Raw genomic sequence first — 13725 nt, 5'->3', positions numbered from 1 at the left:
AAGACTGGGTTTTCAATACGAATTGCATTGAAAACCATTACAGACAAGCGCTAGTAGCTCCTATATCAATAGCGCATTTCAGCGTTCACCTGCGGCCATCGGCTGGGGAGGACGCTTCCCGTGGTCCAGCCCGCGCTGCAGCTCCTTGAGCAGCAGCACCACCTGGCGCGACGCATGCTGGCAGCTCTTGAACGCCTGATCGGCCCGCAATTGATCGCCCTGCGCCAGATGCGTCAGCAGCACAGCCGCCTGGTGGTGAAAGTACTGGTGGCGGCGCATCAGCATGTCGAAAGCAGGAAAGTGCCCCAGCGCCACGCGCCCGCTGCCGTGCAGCCAGCGGCCCAGCTCGGAACAGGTGTCGTCCACCACCGTTTCGGGACGCAGCTGTTCGTCGCGCGCGCCCGCCAGCGCTTGGGCCAGCCAGGGCAGCCAGCGCTCGTGCATGACGATGGCAGCCTCGATGTCGAACGCCGCCAGGAGCCGCGAAGCCTCTTCGTCGTACAGCACCAGCGCGCTGGCCTCGCTCGCAGGCAGCGAAGTCCAGTCCTCAGGCGCGGCCAGGCCGTCGGCACGCGGCTGAAACAAACGGCTGAAGAACCCCATAGACACCCCCCGCACGCCCCGTGCATCACTTCCTGGCAGCGTCGCACAGGACGCCAAAAGTGACAATATGTTTCGTGTGTTGATTTAAAACAAATTCAGTATATCAATAGCAAAACGCTATGCATCATTCGGGGACCACTGCACCGCCATACCCGCGGCGCAGCACGGATTTCACCCGCTGCCCACAATCGGTGCCATGACCACACATTCCCTACCTTTACTTTCCATGCTTGATCTCGTGGCCGTGCGCGAGGGCGGCACCGTGGCCCAGGCACTGCAGGTCGCCGTGCAGACGGCGCAGCATGCGGAGGCGCTGGGCTTCAAGCGCTACTGGCTGGCCGAGCACCACAACATGCCGGGCATCGCCAGCTCTGCCACGGCGGTGCTGGTGGGCCACGTGGCCGGGGCCACGCAGACCATCCGCGTGGGCTCGGGCGGCATCATGCTGCCCAACCATGCGCCGCTGGTGGTGGCCGAGGCCTTCGGCACGCTGGCCGAGCTCTACCCCGGCCGCATCGACCTGGGGTTGGGCCGCGCGCCCGGCACCGACGCCGCCACCATGCGCGCCCTGCGCCGCGACCGCGTGGAGACCGAGGCCGACTTCCCCCGCGACGTGGCCGAGCTGCAGCAGCTCTTGGCGCCCGCGCAGCCGGGCCAGCGCATCACCGCCGTGCCGGGCGCCGGCACGCAGGTGCCCATCTGGCTGCTGGGCTCCAGCCTGTTCTCGGCGCAGCTGGCGGCGCAGATGGGCTTGCCCTACGCCTTCGCCTCGCACTTCGCGCCGCGCATGCTGCACGCGGCCATCGACATCTACCGCCGGCTGTTCCGCCCCTCGCCAGCCTGCGCCAAGCCCTACGTGATGATCGGTGTGCCCGTGATCGCCGCACCCACCGATGACGAGGCGCAGTATCTGGCCAGCAGCACCTACCAGCGCGTGCTGGGCATTCTCACCGGCCAGCGCGGACTGCTGCAGCCGCCCGTAGAAGGTTATCTGCAGAGCCTCGCGCCGCAGGAGCGCGCCGCCGTGGCCGACTTCCTCGCGGTCGGCGTGGTCGGTGGCCCGCAGACCGTGCGCGAGGGCCTGCAGGCGCTGCTGGCCGCCACGCAGGCCAACGAATTCATGCTGGTGAGCGACGTGTACGACCCGGCGCTGCGCCTGCGCTCGCTGGAGATCACCGCCCAGGCGCACGCGGCACTGTCACCCGCAGCGGCTACCATGGCGGGCTGAACGGGTCGACTGCGGCCCGCCCAGTTTGCCCCTGCTCGCCCACCGCCGCTGACTTTCCCGCATGCCCGCCTATTCCTTCGAAGCCCTGGACGCCCAAGGCCATGTGCGCCGCGGCACCCTGGAGGCCGACAGCCCCAAGGCCGCCCGCAGCCTGCTGCGCGCCCAGGCCCTGGTGCCCCTGGATGTGGAGGCGCTGGCCGCTGGCACCGCCCCCGGAACACCCCCCACGCTGGCGCAGCGGCTGTTCACGCGGCCGGTGTTCAACGCCACGGGGCTGGGCGTGTGGACGCGCCAGCTCGCCGGGCTGGTGGGCTCGGGCCTGCCGCTGGAGCGTGCGCTGACCGCGCTCGCCGAAGAGGCGGACGACGAGCGCCAGCGCCACCTGCTGGCCGCGCTGCGCGCCGAGGTCAACGCCGGCTCCACCTTCGCACGCGCGCTGGCGCAGCACCCGCGCGAGTTCTCCGACATCTACTGCGCCGTGATCGGCGCGGGCGAGTCCAGCGGCGGCCTGGCCGAAGTGCTGGACAGCCTGGCGGACGATCTGGAGCAGCGCCAGGCCTTGCGCGCCAAGCTCATCGGCGCCGCGCTGTACCCGGCCATCGTCACCGTGATCGCGATCGTCATCGTGCTGTTCCTGGTGGGCTACGTGGTACCGCAGGTGGCCAGCGTATTCGCGGGCACCAAGCACGCCCTGCCCTTCCTCACGGTGGCCATGCTGGCCTTGAGCGACGTGGTGCGCAACTACGGCTGGGCGTTGCTGGGCGGGCTGGTCCTGCTGGCGTTCGGCGCCCGCGCCGCGCTGGCCCAGCCGCGGCTGCGCGAGAAATTCGACGCCGCCTGGTTGCGCCTGCCGCTCGTCGGCAAGCTGGCGCGCGGCTACAACGCGGCGCGTTTCGCCGGCACATTGGCCATGCTGGCAGGCGCGGGCGTGCCCATTCTCAAGGCGCTGCAGGCCGCGGCCGAGACGCTGAACAACCGCGCCCTGCGCGCGGACGCACTCGACGCGCTGGTGCTGGTGCGCGAGGGCGCGCCGCTGGCCTCGGCACTGGCGCAGAAAAAGCGGTTCCCCGGCCTGGTGGCCATGTTCGCGCGGCTGGGCGAACAGACGGGCCAGTTGCCCACCATGCTGCAGCGCGCCGCCACGCAATTGGGCACCGAGGTGCAGCGCCGCGCCATGCAACTGGCCACGGTGCTGGAGCCGCTGCTCATCGTGGCCATGGGCGGCATCGTGATGTTGATCGTGCTGGCGGTGCTCATGCCGATCATCCAGCTCAACCAGTTCGTCAAATGAGCGCCACTCTGCAGGACAAGCTCGTCGTCGCGATCTCCTCGCGCGCGCTGTTCGATTTCGAGGAAGAGAACCGCCTGTTCGAGGCCGGCGACGAGCAAGCCTACATGCGCCGCCAGCTGGAGCTGGTGCATGAGCCCGCGCGCCCCGGCATTGCCTTCCCTCTGGTGAGAAAGCTCCTGGCGTTCAACACGCCCGATGCCGCGCGCGTCGAGGTGGTCATGCTGTCGCGCAACGATCCCGCCAGCGGCATGCGCGTGTTCGCCTCGGCCAAGGCGGCGGGCATGCGCATCGAGCGCGGCGTGTTCACGCGCGGGCGCAACCCGTTTTCCTATCTGCGGCCGTTGGGCGCGCACCTCTTCCTTTCAGCCAACGAGACGGATGTGCGCGAGGCGCTGTCCATCGGCTTTCCCGCCGCACGGGTGATGATCGACTCCACGCCCGCGGGCGACCGCTATCCGCGCGAAGTGCGCATCGCCTTCGACGGCGACGCGGTGCTGTTCTCCGACGAGGCCGAGCGTGTGTACCGGCAGGGCGGCCTGCCGGCCTTCCTGCAGCACGAGGTGTCCCATGCCGCCACGCCGCTGGCCGAAGGGCCTTTCAAGCCGCTGCTGGCCGCGCTGCACCGGCTGCAGCAGCAGGCGGACGCCTCGCAGATGCGCATCCGCACCGCGCTGGTCACCGCGCGCAGCGCACCGGCACACGAGCGCGCGATCCGCACGCTGCTCGACTGGGGCATCACCGTGGACGAGGCCATGTTCCTCGGCGGGCTGGAAAAAGGCCCCTTCCTGCGCGAGTTCGAGCCCGACTTCTTCTTCGATGACCAGACGGGCCACGTGGCATCCGCCGCACGCCATGTTCCGGCGGGGCATGTCAGCAGCGGCATCGCCAACACAGCGGCTGCGCTACAGGGTGATACAGCCCGCCCCCCGCGGCGTTGAACCTGTGGCGGCGCGCCGGCTCTACTCCTGAATGTTGCCTTCACGCTCCTTCCGCCCCTTTACACGCCTGCTGACGGCCCCGACAGCCTGCGCGTGGCTCATGGCCTGCGCGCTGACGGCTCCGCTGGCCGCTCAGGCGCAGGGCGTGGCCCATGCCACCGCGCCCCGGCACAGCGCCAGTGCGCCCCTGACCAAGGGCGAGATCAAGGCGATCCGCCAGTTCGAGATGCTGGATTTCAACGGCGACGGCAAGCTCAGCCGTGCTGAAGTGGCCATCGTGCCCAAGGTGGCTGCGGCGTTCGATGATGCGGACACCAACCGCGACAACTACGTGACGCTGGACGAGGTGCGCGCCTTCGCCATCAAGTACCGCGCCGAGCGGGACGGCGCCCGCGCGGCGGCGCGCTGAGAGCGCCGGCGGACCCAAAAATACCAGTCCAATTGGCCTCCAGCGCTTTACCAATAAGCGCTAACAGCTACTTATCTGATAGCAACCGTCGTGACACCACTCACAAGCCACCCGTGCGCTTGACCTTGGGATCGGAGTACGTGAGCGACTGACGGTCCTGCCCCTGCTGGGCCAGTCGCTCCTGGAGGGTGTTCTTGTTGATGTCTTGCGCCAGCTCCACCGCGCTGCCGCTGGCACGCCACATCGACTGGATGAATTCCAGCAGTTGCTTGTAGATGGGCTCCTTGGGCGGCTCCTCGGGCTCCTTCGGGGCTTCCTTCTTGGCCTCGGCCAGGGTCCAGTCGCGGTTGTTTTCGTCGGGCGCCGAGGGCTTGGTGGGCTCGCGCAGGCTGGCCCCCTCGCCCAAGCGGTCCGTGGACTCGACAGGATTGGCAGCGTTCACGGGTCGCACCGCCACGGCCCCCGAGGCGCCCGTGGAATACAAGTCCGCGCCCGTGGTACGCCACTGGGCGGGCGATCGGTCTACAGGTGGCAGTTGCATGGCATGGGTCCCCTCGTGAATGCGGCCGGCGGCAGTCGCAACTACCACCTCGTCGTACATTCATTACGGCAAACAAAAGGGGAAATTGAGGCCTTATTAGCCTTTTGTCACAAATTCATGCAACCACCATGTCTGATTGACGTGGGCTATGACAGGGACAAACGGGCACAGGCCGCCCCAGGCAAGCGCCAGGCAAGCGCCAGGCGCTATAAAAAACGCTCCAGCAGCTTGCGCGATGCACGGTCCAGCGCCGTGACATCCGGTACATGGAACTGCAGCCCGTCGCTGGCGGCGATGAGCAGCTTGGTGCGCCCCTCCAGCCGGCGGATGTCTTCCTCGCCCTTGAGCACCAACTGCGTGGCGCCGCGGTCGGTGTCCACCTCCCAGGTACTGGGGGTGGAAAAGCTCGACACGGAGCGGATGCGCGTGATGGTGGGCACAAACTCACGTGCGGCCAATTCCTCCTCAATCAGCGCACGCATGGCAGGAGCCAGTTGTTCCAGGCGGGGCACCCAGGCCAGTTCATGGCCGTCCGGCCCGACCAGCGACAGGCCTTCGCCGGGAGCGGCAATGGGAAAGGCGCGCACGGGCGTCACGCCCACATGCGCGGTGCCGTCGGCCGCGCGCAGCACCAGCCGGCCATGGGGATTACGGTGCAGGTCCCAGCCTGTCGCGAGTGCCGAAGCGGTGGAGAGGGATGTGTGAAGGGTCATCGCGTGTCTTTCTCGCTCAGGTGTTGCCCGCGGGGTGAGCGGAGTGCTCGCGCACTTCGATGCGCACGCCCGCGGCCTGGGCGTCTTCCTCGGCACGGCGCGCCTGCGCCTCGTACAGGCGCCAGTAGGCACCCTGCTTTTCCATCAGTTCGTCGTGCGGCCCCACTTCGACGACCTCGCCCCGGTCCATGACCACCAGGCGGTCGGCCTTGCGCAGCGTGGACAGGCGGTGGGCGATGGCGATGGTGGTGCGGCCCTGCACCAGGTTGTCCAGCGCCTTCTGGATTTCCTTTTCGGTTTCGGTGTCCACGGCGGAGGTCGCCTCGTCCAGGATCAGGATGCGCGGGTCGATGAGCAGCGCGCGCGCAATGGAGATGCGCTGGCGCTCGCCGCCCGACAGGCCCTGGCCGCGCTCGCCCACCAGGCTGTCGTAGCCATGCGGCAGGCGCAGGATGAACTCGTGCGCATGCGCGGCGCGCGCGGCGGCGACGATTTCCTCGCGCGTGGCGTCGGGCTTGCCGTAGGCGATGTTCTCGGCAATGGTGCCGAAGAACAGGAAAGGCTCCTGCAGCACCAGGCCGATGTGGCGGCGGAAGTCCGCCACCGCCATGCGGCGGATGTCCACATCGTCCACCAGGATGGCGCCGTCGCTCACGTCGTAGAAGCGGCTGATGAGGTTGACCAGGGTGCTCTTGCCAGAGCCGCTGTGGCCCACCAGGCCGATCATCTCGCCGGGGCGGATGGTGAGCGACAGGTTCTTGATGACCGTGCGGCTGCCGTAGCGAAAGCCCACGTCGCGCATCTCGATGGCGCCCTGCACGCGGTCCACCTTCACCGGGTTGACGGGGTCGGGCACGTTGCTCACATGGTCCAGGATGTCGAAGATGCGCTTGGCGCCGGCTGCCGCCTTTTGCGTGACGGAAACGATGCGGCTCATCGAATCCAGCCGTATGTAGAAGCGCCCGATGTAGGCGATGAAGGCCGCCAGCACGCCCACGGTGATCTGGTTGCGCGCCACCAGCCAGATGCCGAAGCCCCAGACCACCAGCAGCCCCACCTCCGTCATCAGCGAGACGGTGGGCGAGAACAGGCTCCAGGTCTTGTTGAGCTTGTCGTTCACCTCCAGGTTGTGCTGGTTGGCGGCACGGAAGCGGTCCGCCTCGCGCTTTTCCTGGGCGAAGGCCTTCACCACGCGGATGCCGGGGATGGTGTCGGCCAGCACGTTGGTCACTTCGGACCACACGCGGTCGATCTTCTCGAAGCCGGTGCGCAGCTTGTCGCGCACGGTGTGGATCAGCCAGGCGATGAAGGGCAGCGGCACCAGCGTGACCAGCGCCAGCCACGGGTTGATGGAGAACAGGATCGCCGCCGTCATCACGATCATCAGCACGTCGGTGGCGAAATCCAGCGCGTTGAGCGACAGAAAGACGTTGATGCGGTCCGTTTCGGAGCCGATGCGCGCCATGAGGTCGCCGGTCCGCTTGCTGCCGAAGTAGTCGAGCGACAGGCGCATCAGGTGTTCGTAGGTGGTGGTGCGCAGGTCGGCGCCGATACGCTCGGACACCAGGGCCAGGATGTAAGTGCGCGCCCACCCCAGCGCCCAGGCCAGCAGCGCCGCCAACAGCAACCCCCCCAGGTACAGCAGCACCATGCCGGTGGGGATCTGCTGGCCGCTCTGGTAGGGAATGAGGATGTCGTCCATGAGCGGGATGGTCATGTACGGCGGCACCAGCGAGGCGGCGGTGGAGGCCAGCGTGAGCGCGAAGCCCGCGGCCAGCTGCTTTTTGTAAGGCCGGGCGAAACGCCACAGGCGCAACAGCACCCAGGTGGAGGTCTGCGGCGCCTGCTGGCGCGCACAGGCCGTGCACTCGTCGCTGTCGGGCGGCAGCGGCGTGCCGCACACGGCGCAGCGCGGCACGTCTTGCGCTTCGGGCGCGATGGCGCCTTGCAAGCTGTCCAGGCGCCGCACCTGGGCGTCCAGCCGCTGCTGCAGGTGCAGCGCCTGGGGATGGCGCCCCAGCGTGAAGCGCCACAGCGCCAGGCGCCGGTCGGTATCGTGCAGCTCCACCGTGCCCACGCCGCCATGGTCCAGCAGCCGCAGCGCCATGCCGGGCGCCAGCGGCCATTCCTGCGCCGGCGCGTCACCGGCGCGCGCCAGTAGGCGCCGCTCGGTCAGCACCAGCAGGCCGGGGGCAAAGCGCAGGTCGGGCGTCAGGTCAACCTCGAAGGCGGCCTGCACGTTTTCGTCAGGAGCGAGCAGTGCCCGCATCTCGGCCCCCCAGGGGCCAGACAAGACACCCGAGGCGTCCACAGAATGGTGATGTTGCATTTGGTTTTGTATGTCCACCCCCGCACGGACGGGGCGTTGGCAGGCCAGTCCGGGCCCATGGGGGGCATTGTCGGCCACCGGGCCCCAGGCCCTTGCGCCGCCGCGGTATCCCCTCGTAACGCACATCATCAGCCCGCGGCTGACACCCGCCAGTGCTGAGCTGCGCCAGTATCGGCGCACAATCTCAGCCCATGGGCATCGCCACACTCGCCTGAACCGGGCGGGTATCCGAATCTTCCACGCTGCACTTCATGGCCAAATTCAACGATATCCAACTCCTGCGCACCACCTATCTGCGCGGCCCCAGTGTCTGGACCTACCGCCCGGTCCTCGAAGTCTGGCTGGACCTGGGGGAGTTGGAAGACTACCCCTCCAACAAGATTCCCGGCCTCAACGAGCGCCTGACCACCTGGCTGCCGGATCTGGTGGAACACCACTGCGGCGTGGGTGAGCGCGGCGGCTTCCTGCTGCGCCTGAAGGAAGGCACCTGGATGGGGCACGTGCTGGAGCACGTGGTCATCGAGCTGCTCAACCTCTCGGGCATGCCGGCCGAGTTCGGCCAGACGCGCGAGATCTCCCGGCGCGGCGTGTACCGCATGGTGTTCCGCTGCCCCGAAGAGGCCGTGGCCCGCGTGGCGCTGGAGCATGGCCACCGTCTGCTGATGGCCGCCATCAATGACGAGGCATTCGACCTCAAGGCCGCCATCCACGCCATCAAGACCGCCATCAACGACCGCTACCTGGGCCCCAGCACCGGCTGCATCGTGGACGCCGCCAGCGCCCGGCGCATTCCGCACATCCGCCTGAACGACGGCAACCTGGTGCAACTGGGCTACGGCGCCGCGCAGCGCCGCATCTGGACCGCCGAGAGCGACCAGACCAGCGCCATCGCCGAGGGCATCGCCCAGGACAAGGATTTCACCAAGCGGCTGCTCGCCTCCTGCGGCGTGCCCGTGCCGGAGGGCCAGATCGTCCGCAACGCCGATGAGGCCTGGGAAGTGGCGCAGGAGATCGGCCTCCCCGTTACGGTGAAGCCCTCGGACGGCAACCACGCGCGCGGCGTGACGCTGGAGCTCTCGCGCGAGGCCGATATCAAGGCCGCCTTCGCGCTGGCCGAGCCCGAGGGCTCGGATGTCATCGTCGAGAAGTTCATCGACGGCGTGGAGCACCGCCTGCTGGTGGTCGGCGGCAAGGTGGTCGCCGCCACCAAGGGCGAGACGGTCAGCGTGCACGGCAATGGCCAGTCCACGCTGCGCGAGCTGGTGGCCGTGCTCAACGAAGACCCGCGGCGCGGCCCTGAGCAGGAGTACCCGCTGGACTGGATCGATGTGGAAAAAGGCGCCGTGCAACTGGAGCTCAAGCGCCAAGGCGTGACGCCCGACACCGTGGTGCCGTCGGGCCAGGCCATCTTGCTGCAGCGCAACGGCAACATGGCCATCGACTGCACCGACGACGTGCACCCCGACGTGGCCTACTACGCCCAGTTGGCCGCGAAAATCGTGGGCCTGGACATCGCCGGCATGGACATGATCCTGCAGGATGTCTCCAAGCCCATGAAGGAACAGGGCGGCGCCATCCTGGAGGTGAACGCCGGCCCCGGCCTGCTGATGCACCTCAAGCCCACCAGCGGTGCGCCCCGCCCTGTGGGCCAGGCGATCGTGGAACACCTGTTCCCGGTCACCGACGAAGGCGCCGGCAGGGGCACGGGCGCGGGCCGCATCCCCATCGTGGGCATTGCGGGCACGCGCCACAACGCGTTCACCGCGCGCTTCGTGGGCTGGCTGCTGCAGCTGTCGGGCAAGCTCACGGGCGTGGCCAGCAGCGAAGGCATGTTCCTCAACAACCGCCGCACACAAAAGAGCGCCACCGCCCACTGGGCCGGCGCGCACCGCCTGCTGACCAACCGACTGGCACAGGCCGCCGTGATCCAGACCACTGCCCGCTCCATCCTGGAGGAAGGCCTGGCCTACGACCGCTGCCTGGTCGGCGTGGTGACCGACATGGACGGTTTCGAGACCCTGGCCGACCATGACGTGCTGGAGCAGGCCCAGATGACGCGCGTGCTGCGCACCCAGATCGATGTGGTGCTGGACGAGGGCGCAGGCGTGCTCAATGCCGACATCGAGCAGGTGGCCGACCTGGCGCGCCTGTGTGATGGCGAGGTCCTTCTGTATTCCCTGTCGCCAGACAACCCCTTCGTCGCCGCGCACCGTGCCGAGGGCGAAGGCCGCGCCGTGTTCGTGCGCGGCGAGCAGGTGGTGCTGGCCACGGGCGCCAGCGAACGCGTGCTGGGCACGCTGGACGCGCTGAGCCTGCCCGGCGGCCACCGCCCCGACACGGCCGCGATGCTGGCCGCGATTGCCGCAGCCTGGTCCATGGACATCGGGCCGGACCTGATCGCCGCGGGCATCAAGACCTTCGACTATGCCGCGTGACGCCGCCGTTGCTTTCAAAAGCATAGCTGCCACCGCTTATCCCACAAGCGCTACAGGCCAATTTGACTGAAAAATCGGGCTGAAAGAAAACACCATGCAGATCACCCGCATCCGCGCCCTGCGCGGCCCCAACCTCTGGAGCCGCAACACCGCCATCGAAGCCGTTGTGCACTGCGAGCCACAAGAGTGCGGCTACGCAGACATCGCGGGTTTTGAAGACCGCCTGCGCGCGCGCTTTCCCAAGATCGGCGCCCTGCAGCCCCATGGCGCCGAGCAGCGCTTGTCGCTGGCCCACGTGCTCGAAGTGGCCGCCCTGTCGCTGCAGGCCCAGGCCGGGTGCCCCGTGACCTTCAGCCGCACCCACGCCACGCTGGAAGAAGGCACCTACCAGGTGGTGGTGGAGTACACCGAGGAGGCCGTGGGCCGCCTGGCCATGGAGCACGCCGGCGCCCTGCTGCAGTCCGCGCTGGCCGATACCCCCTTCGACGCCGACGCCGTGGTCGCCGAGCTGCGCGAGCTGGACGAGGACGAGCGCATCGGCCCGTCCACCGGCTCCATCGTCGACGCCGCCGTGGCGCGCGGCATCCCGTTCCGGCGCCTGACCAGCGGCTCACTGGTACAGCTGGGCTGGGGCTCCAAGGCGCGCCGCATCCAGGCCGCCGAGCTGGACACCACCAGCGCCGTGGCCGAATCCATCGCACAGGACAAGGACCTGACCAAGCGCCTGCTGCACGCCGCCGGCGTGCCCGTGCCGCTGGGGCGCCCGGTGGTCGACGTGGAGGACGCCTGGGTGGTGGCCCAGGAAGTGGGCCTGCCCGTGGTCGTGAAGCCCCAGGACGGCAACCAGGGCAAGGGCGTGGTGGTCAACATCACCACCCGCGAGGGGCTGGAGGCCGCCTACAAGACCGCCCGCGAATTCGGCGACGAGATCATGGTCGAACGCTTCCTGCCCGGCCACGACTTCCGCCTGCTGGTGGTGGGCCACCAGCTCGTGGCCGCCGCGCGCCGCGAGCCGCCCCAGGTGCTGGGCGACGGCCAGCACACCATTCGCGAGCTGGTGGACATCGTCAACCAGGACCCGCGCCGCGGCTCGGGCCACGGCACGGCGCTGACCAAGGTGCGCCTGGACGACATCGCCATCGCGCGCATCGCCTCCGAAGGCCTCACGCCCGACTCCGTGCCCGTGCAGGGCCAGCGCGTGGTGCTGCGCAACAACGCCAACCTGTCCACCGGCGGCAGTGCCACCGACGTGACCGACGACGTGCACCCCGAGATCGCCGCGCGCGCCATCGAGGCCGCGCAGACCATCGGCCTGCACATCTGCGGCGTGGACGTGGTCTGCGAAACCATGCTCAAACCCCTGGAAGAGCAAAACGGCGGCATCGTCGAGGTGAATGCTGCGCCGGGCCTGCGCATGCACCTGGCCCCGTCGTTCGGCAAGCCGCGCAACGTGGGCGTGCCGATGGTGGACGAGCTGTTCGCGCCCGGCCAGGACGGGCGCATCCCGCTGGTGGCCGTCACTGGGACCAATGGCAAGACCACCACCACGCGCCTGATCGGCCAGCTGTTCGCAGCGCACGGCCTGCGCGTGGGCATGACCAACACCGACGGCGTGTACGTGAACGGCCGCCAGATCGACAGCGGCGACTGCTCGGGCCCCAAGAGCGCGCGCAACGTGCTGTTCCACCCCGAGGTGGACGCGGCCGTGCTCGAATGCGCGCGCGGCGGCATCCTGCGTGAAGGCCTGGGCTTTGACCGCTGCCAGGTGGCCGTGGTCACCAACGTCGGCGCGGGCGACCACCTGGGGCTGAACTTCATCACCACCGTGGAAGACGTGGCCGTGCTCAAGCGCGTGATCGTGCAGAACGTGGCCGCCGATGGCTACGGCGTGCTCAACGCCGCCGACCCGCACGTGGCCGCCATGGCCAGCGTATGCCCGGGCAAGGTGATCTTCTTCGCCGCCGACCGCCACCACCCCGTCATGGCCACGCACCGCGCCCAGGGCAACCGAGTGGTCTACGTGGATGGGGACTCCATCGTGGCGGCCGAGGGCTCGTGGCGCGAGACCATCTCCTTGCGCGAGATCCCGATCACGCGCGGCGGCACCATCGGCTTCCAGGTCGAGAACGTCATGGCCGCGATCGGCGCGGCCTGGGGCGTGGGCCTGCCCTGGCAGACCATCCGCCGCGGCCTGGCCGGCTTCATGAACGACAGCGACAACGCGCCCGGCCGCTTCAACGTGATGGACTACCGCGGCGCCACCGTGATCGCCGACTATGGCCACAACCCTGACGCCATGCGCGCGCTGGTGCAGGCCGTGCAGGCCATGCCGGCCCAGCAACGCAGCGTGGTGATCAGCGGTGCGGGCGACCGGCGCGACCAGGACATCGTCGAGCAGACCCAGATCCTGGGCCAGTCCTTTGACGACGTGGTGCTGTACCAGGACGCCTGCCAGCGCGGCCGTGCCGACGGCGAGGTGCTGGCGCTGCTGCGCCAGGGCCTGCAGGGCGCGCCGCGCACGCGCTACGTGACCGAGATCCACGGCGAGTTCCTCGCCATCGACCATGCGCTGGAGCGCCTGCAACCGGGCGACCTGTGCCTGGTGCTGGTGGACCAGGTGGAGGAAGCCCTGGCCCACTTGGCGCAGCGCTGCAGCGAAGCCTCGGCGGTTGCGCCATGAATGCGCGCGGCGGCCTGCGCGCGGGCATGGCAAGCCTGGCCCTGCTGGCATGCGCCCTGGGCTTGGCTGCCGGGCCGGCCGCGGCCCAGGCCGAGAAGATCGGCACCGTGGATACCGCCTTCCAGTGGATCGGCCGCGACCACGACATCATCGTGGAGGCCTATGACGACCCCGCTGTGCAGGGCGTGACCTGCTATGTGTCGCGTGCGCGCACCGGCGGCATCAAAGGGACGCTGGGCCTGGCCGAGGACCGCGCCGAGGCCTCCATCGCCTGCCGCCAGGTCGGGCCCATCACCTTCATGCAGCCGCTCAAGGCGCAGCAGGAAGTGTTCAGCGAACGCATGTCCATCCTGTTCAAGCGCCTGCGCGTGGTGCGCATGGTGGACGCCAAGCGCAACACGCTGGTGTACCTGACCTACTCCGAGAAGCTCATCGACGGCTCGCCGCAAAACAGCGTGACGGCCGTGCCCGTGGACCGGGGCACGCCGATCCCGCTGCGCTGACAGGTTTCAAGCCAAAACAGGCTGCAGCGCTTGATGGGCAAGCGCTACCAGCTAT

11 protein-coding genes are annotated in these 13725 nt (G+C 68.7%); 7 read left to right on the top strand and 4 right to left on the bottom strand.

Annotated elements, in window-relative coordinates:
* Positions 1 to 78: 78 nt before the first annotated feature.
* Positions 79 to 603 carry a CZB domain-containing protein gene (locus PCQ86_RS04170; RefSeq protein WP_011804117.1) on the bottom strand — a complete coding sequence of 175 codons (525 nt, stop codon included), beginning with the start codon at positions 601 to 603 and terminating at the stop codon, positions 79 to 81.
* 196 nt (positions 604 to 799) lie between these two features.
* Here PCQ86_RS04170 and PCQ86_RS04165 point away from each other — a divergent pair, with 196 nt between their 5' ends.
* The 4 genes from PCQ86_RS04165 (at position 800) to PCQ86_RS04150 (ending at position 4469) form a co-directional block, all read left to right on the top strand.
* Positions 800 to 1831: an LLM class flavin-dependent oxidoreductase gene (locus PCQ86_RS04165; protein WP_270174938.1), complete on the top strand. Its 1032-nt coding sequence runs from the start codon at positions 800 to 802 to the stop codon at positions 1829 to 1831.
* Positions 1832 to 1892: 61 nt separating this feature from the next.
* Positions 1893 to 3122, top strand: a complete 1230-nt coding sequence (gene gspF, locus PCQ86_RS04160) for a type II secretion system inner membrane protein GspF (RefSeq protein WP_270174937.1) — start codon at positions 1893 to 1895, stop codon at positions 3120 to 3122.
* Entirely contained in the window at positions 3119 to 4060 is a 942-nt protein-coding gene (locus PCQ86_RS04155) for a 5'-nucleotidase (RefSeq protein WP_270174936.1), read from the top strand. The genes gspF and PCQ86_RS04155 overlap by 4 nt, the downstream gene beginning before the upstream one ends.
* Positions 4061 to 4091: 31 nt before the next feature.
* Positions 4092 to 4469, top strand: coding sequence for an EF-hand domain-containing protein (locus PCQ86_RS04150; RefSeq protein ID WP_270174935.1), 378 nt, complete (start codon positions 4092 to 4094; stop codon positions 4467 to 4469).
* A gap of 100 nt (positions 4470 to 4569) precedes the next feature.
* Here PCQ86_RS04150 and PCQ86_RS04145 read toward each other — a convergent pair whose 3' ends face one another.
* The 3 genes from PCQ86_RS04145 to PCQ86_RS04135 all read right to left on the bottom strand — a co-directional run bounded on the left by PCQ86_RS04145 (position 4570) and on the right by PCQ86_RS04135 (position 8052).
* Positions 4570 to 5010, bottom strand: coding sequence for a hypothetical protein (locus PCQ86_RS04145; protein WP_270174934.1), 441 nt, complete (start codon positions 5008 to 5010; stop codon positions 4570 to 4572).
* A gap of 206 nt (positions 5011 to 5216) precedes the next feature.
* A complete protein-coding gene (locus tag PCQ86_RS04140; protein WP_270174933.1) occupies positions 5217 to 5723 on the bottom strand; it encodes a cyanophycin metabolism-associated DUF1854 family protein in 507 nt (168 codons plus the stop codon).
* A 16-nt stretch (positions 5724 to 5739) separates the two neighbouring features.
* Positions 5740 to 8052: a cyanophycin metabolism-associated ABC transporter gene (locus PCQ86_RS04135; protein WP_172206177.1), complete on the bottom strand. Its 2313-nt coding sequence runs from the start codon at positions 8050 to 8052 to the stop codon at positions 5740 to 5742.
* Between the two features lie 251 nt (positions 8053 to 8303).
* On the opposite strand from PCQ86_RS04135, the gene PCQ86_RS04130 reads away from it, so the two are divergent.
* From PCQ86_RS04130 to PCQ86_RS04120, 3 genes are all read left to right on the top strand, one after another.
* On the top strand, positions 8304 to 10487 hold the full coding sequence (locus PCQ86_RS04130; protein WP_135147760.1) for a cyanophycin synthetase: 2184 nt from the start codon (positions 8304 to 8306) through the stop codon (positions 10485 to 10487).
* 94 nt (positions 10488 to 10581) lie between these two features.
* Complete coding sequence (gene cphA / locus PCQ86_RS04125; protein ID WP_103738114.1) at positions 10582 to 13167, top strand: cyanophycin synthetase; 2586 nt, start codon at positions 10582 to 10584, stop codon at positions 13165 to 13167.
* Entirely contained in the window at positions 13164 to 13670 is a 507-nt protein-coding gene (locus tag PCQ86_RS04120) for a CreA family protein (RefSeq protein ID WP_047349115.1), read from the top strand. The genes cphA and PCQ86_RS04120 overlap by 4 nt, the downstream gene beginning before the upstream one ends.
* Positions 13671 to 13725 lie beyond the last annotated feature (55 nt).

The sequence above is a fragment of the Diaphorobacter sp. ED-3 genome (genome assembly GCF_027625375.1).
Lineage (GTDB): Bacteria > Pseudomonadota > Gammaproteobacteria > Burkholderiales > Burkholderiaceae_C > Diaphorobacter > Diaphorobacter nitroreducens.
Note: the sequence above shows the minus strand (reverse complement) of the source record. Positions and strands in the feature narration are given on the sequence as shown.

Excerpts from the sequence above, each read along its gene's own strand:
- PCQ86_RS04170 (WP_011804117.1), bottom strand. The coding sequence starts at position 603 with ATGGGGTTCTTCAGCCGTTTGTTTCAGCCGCGTGCCGACGGCCTGGCC.
- PCQ86_RS04165 (WP_270174938.1), top strand. The coding sequence starts at position 800 with ATGACCACACATTCCCTACCTTTACTTTCCATGCTTGATCTCGTGGCC.
- gspF (WP_270174937.1), top strand. The coding sequence starts at position 1,893 with ATGCCCGCCTATTCCTTCGAAGCCCTGGACGCCCAAGGCCATGTGCGC.
- PCQ86_RS04155 (WP_270174936.1), top strand. The coding sequence starts at position 3,119 with ATGAGCGCCACTCTGCAGGACAAGCTCGTCGTCGCGATCTCCTCGCGC.
- PCQ86_RS04150 (WP_270174935.1), top strand. The coding sequence starts at position 4,092 with ATGTTGCCTTCACGCTCCTTCCGCCCCTTTACACGCCTGCTGACGGCC.
- PCQ86_RS04145 (WP_270174934.1), bottom strand. The coding sequence starts at position 5,010 with ATGCAACTGCCACCTGTAGACCGATCGCCCGCCCAGTGGCGTACCACG.
- PCQ86_RS04140 (WP_270174933.1), bottom strand. The coding sequence starts at position 5,723 with ATGACCCTTCACACATCCCTCTCCACCGCTTCGGCACTCGCGACAGGC.
- PCQ86_RS04135 (WP_172206177.1), bottom strand. The coding sequence starts at position 8,052 with ATGCAACATCACCATTCTGTGGACGCCTCGGGTGTCTTGTCTGGCCCC.
- PCQ86_RS04130 (WP_135147760.1), top strand. The coding sequence starts at position 8,304 with ATGGCCAAATTCAACGATATCCAACTCCTGCGCACCACCTATCTGCGC.
- cphA (WP_103738114.1), top strand. The coding sequence starts at position 10,582 with ATGCAGATCACCCGCATCCGCGCCCTGCGCGGCCCCAACCTCTGGAGC.
- PCQ86_RS04120 (WP_047349115.1), top strand. The coding sequence starts at position 13,164 with ATGAATGCGCGCGGCGGCCTGCGCGCGGGCATGGCAAGCCTGGCCCTG.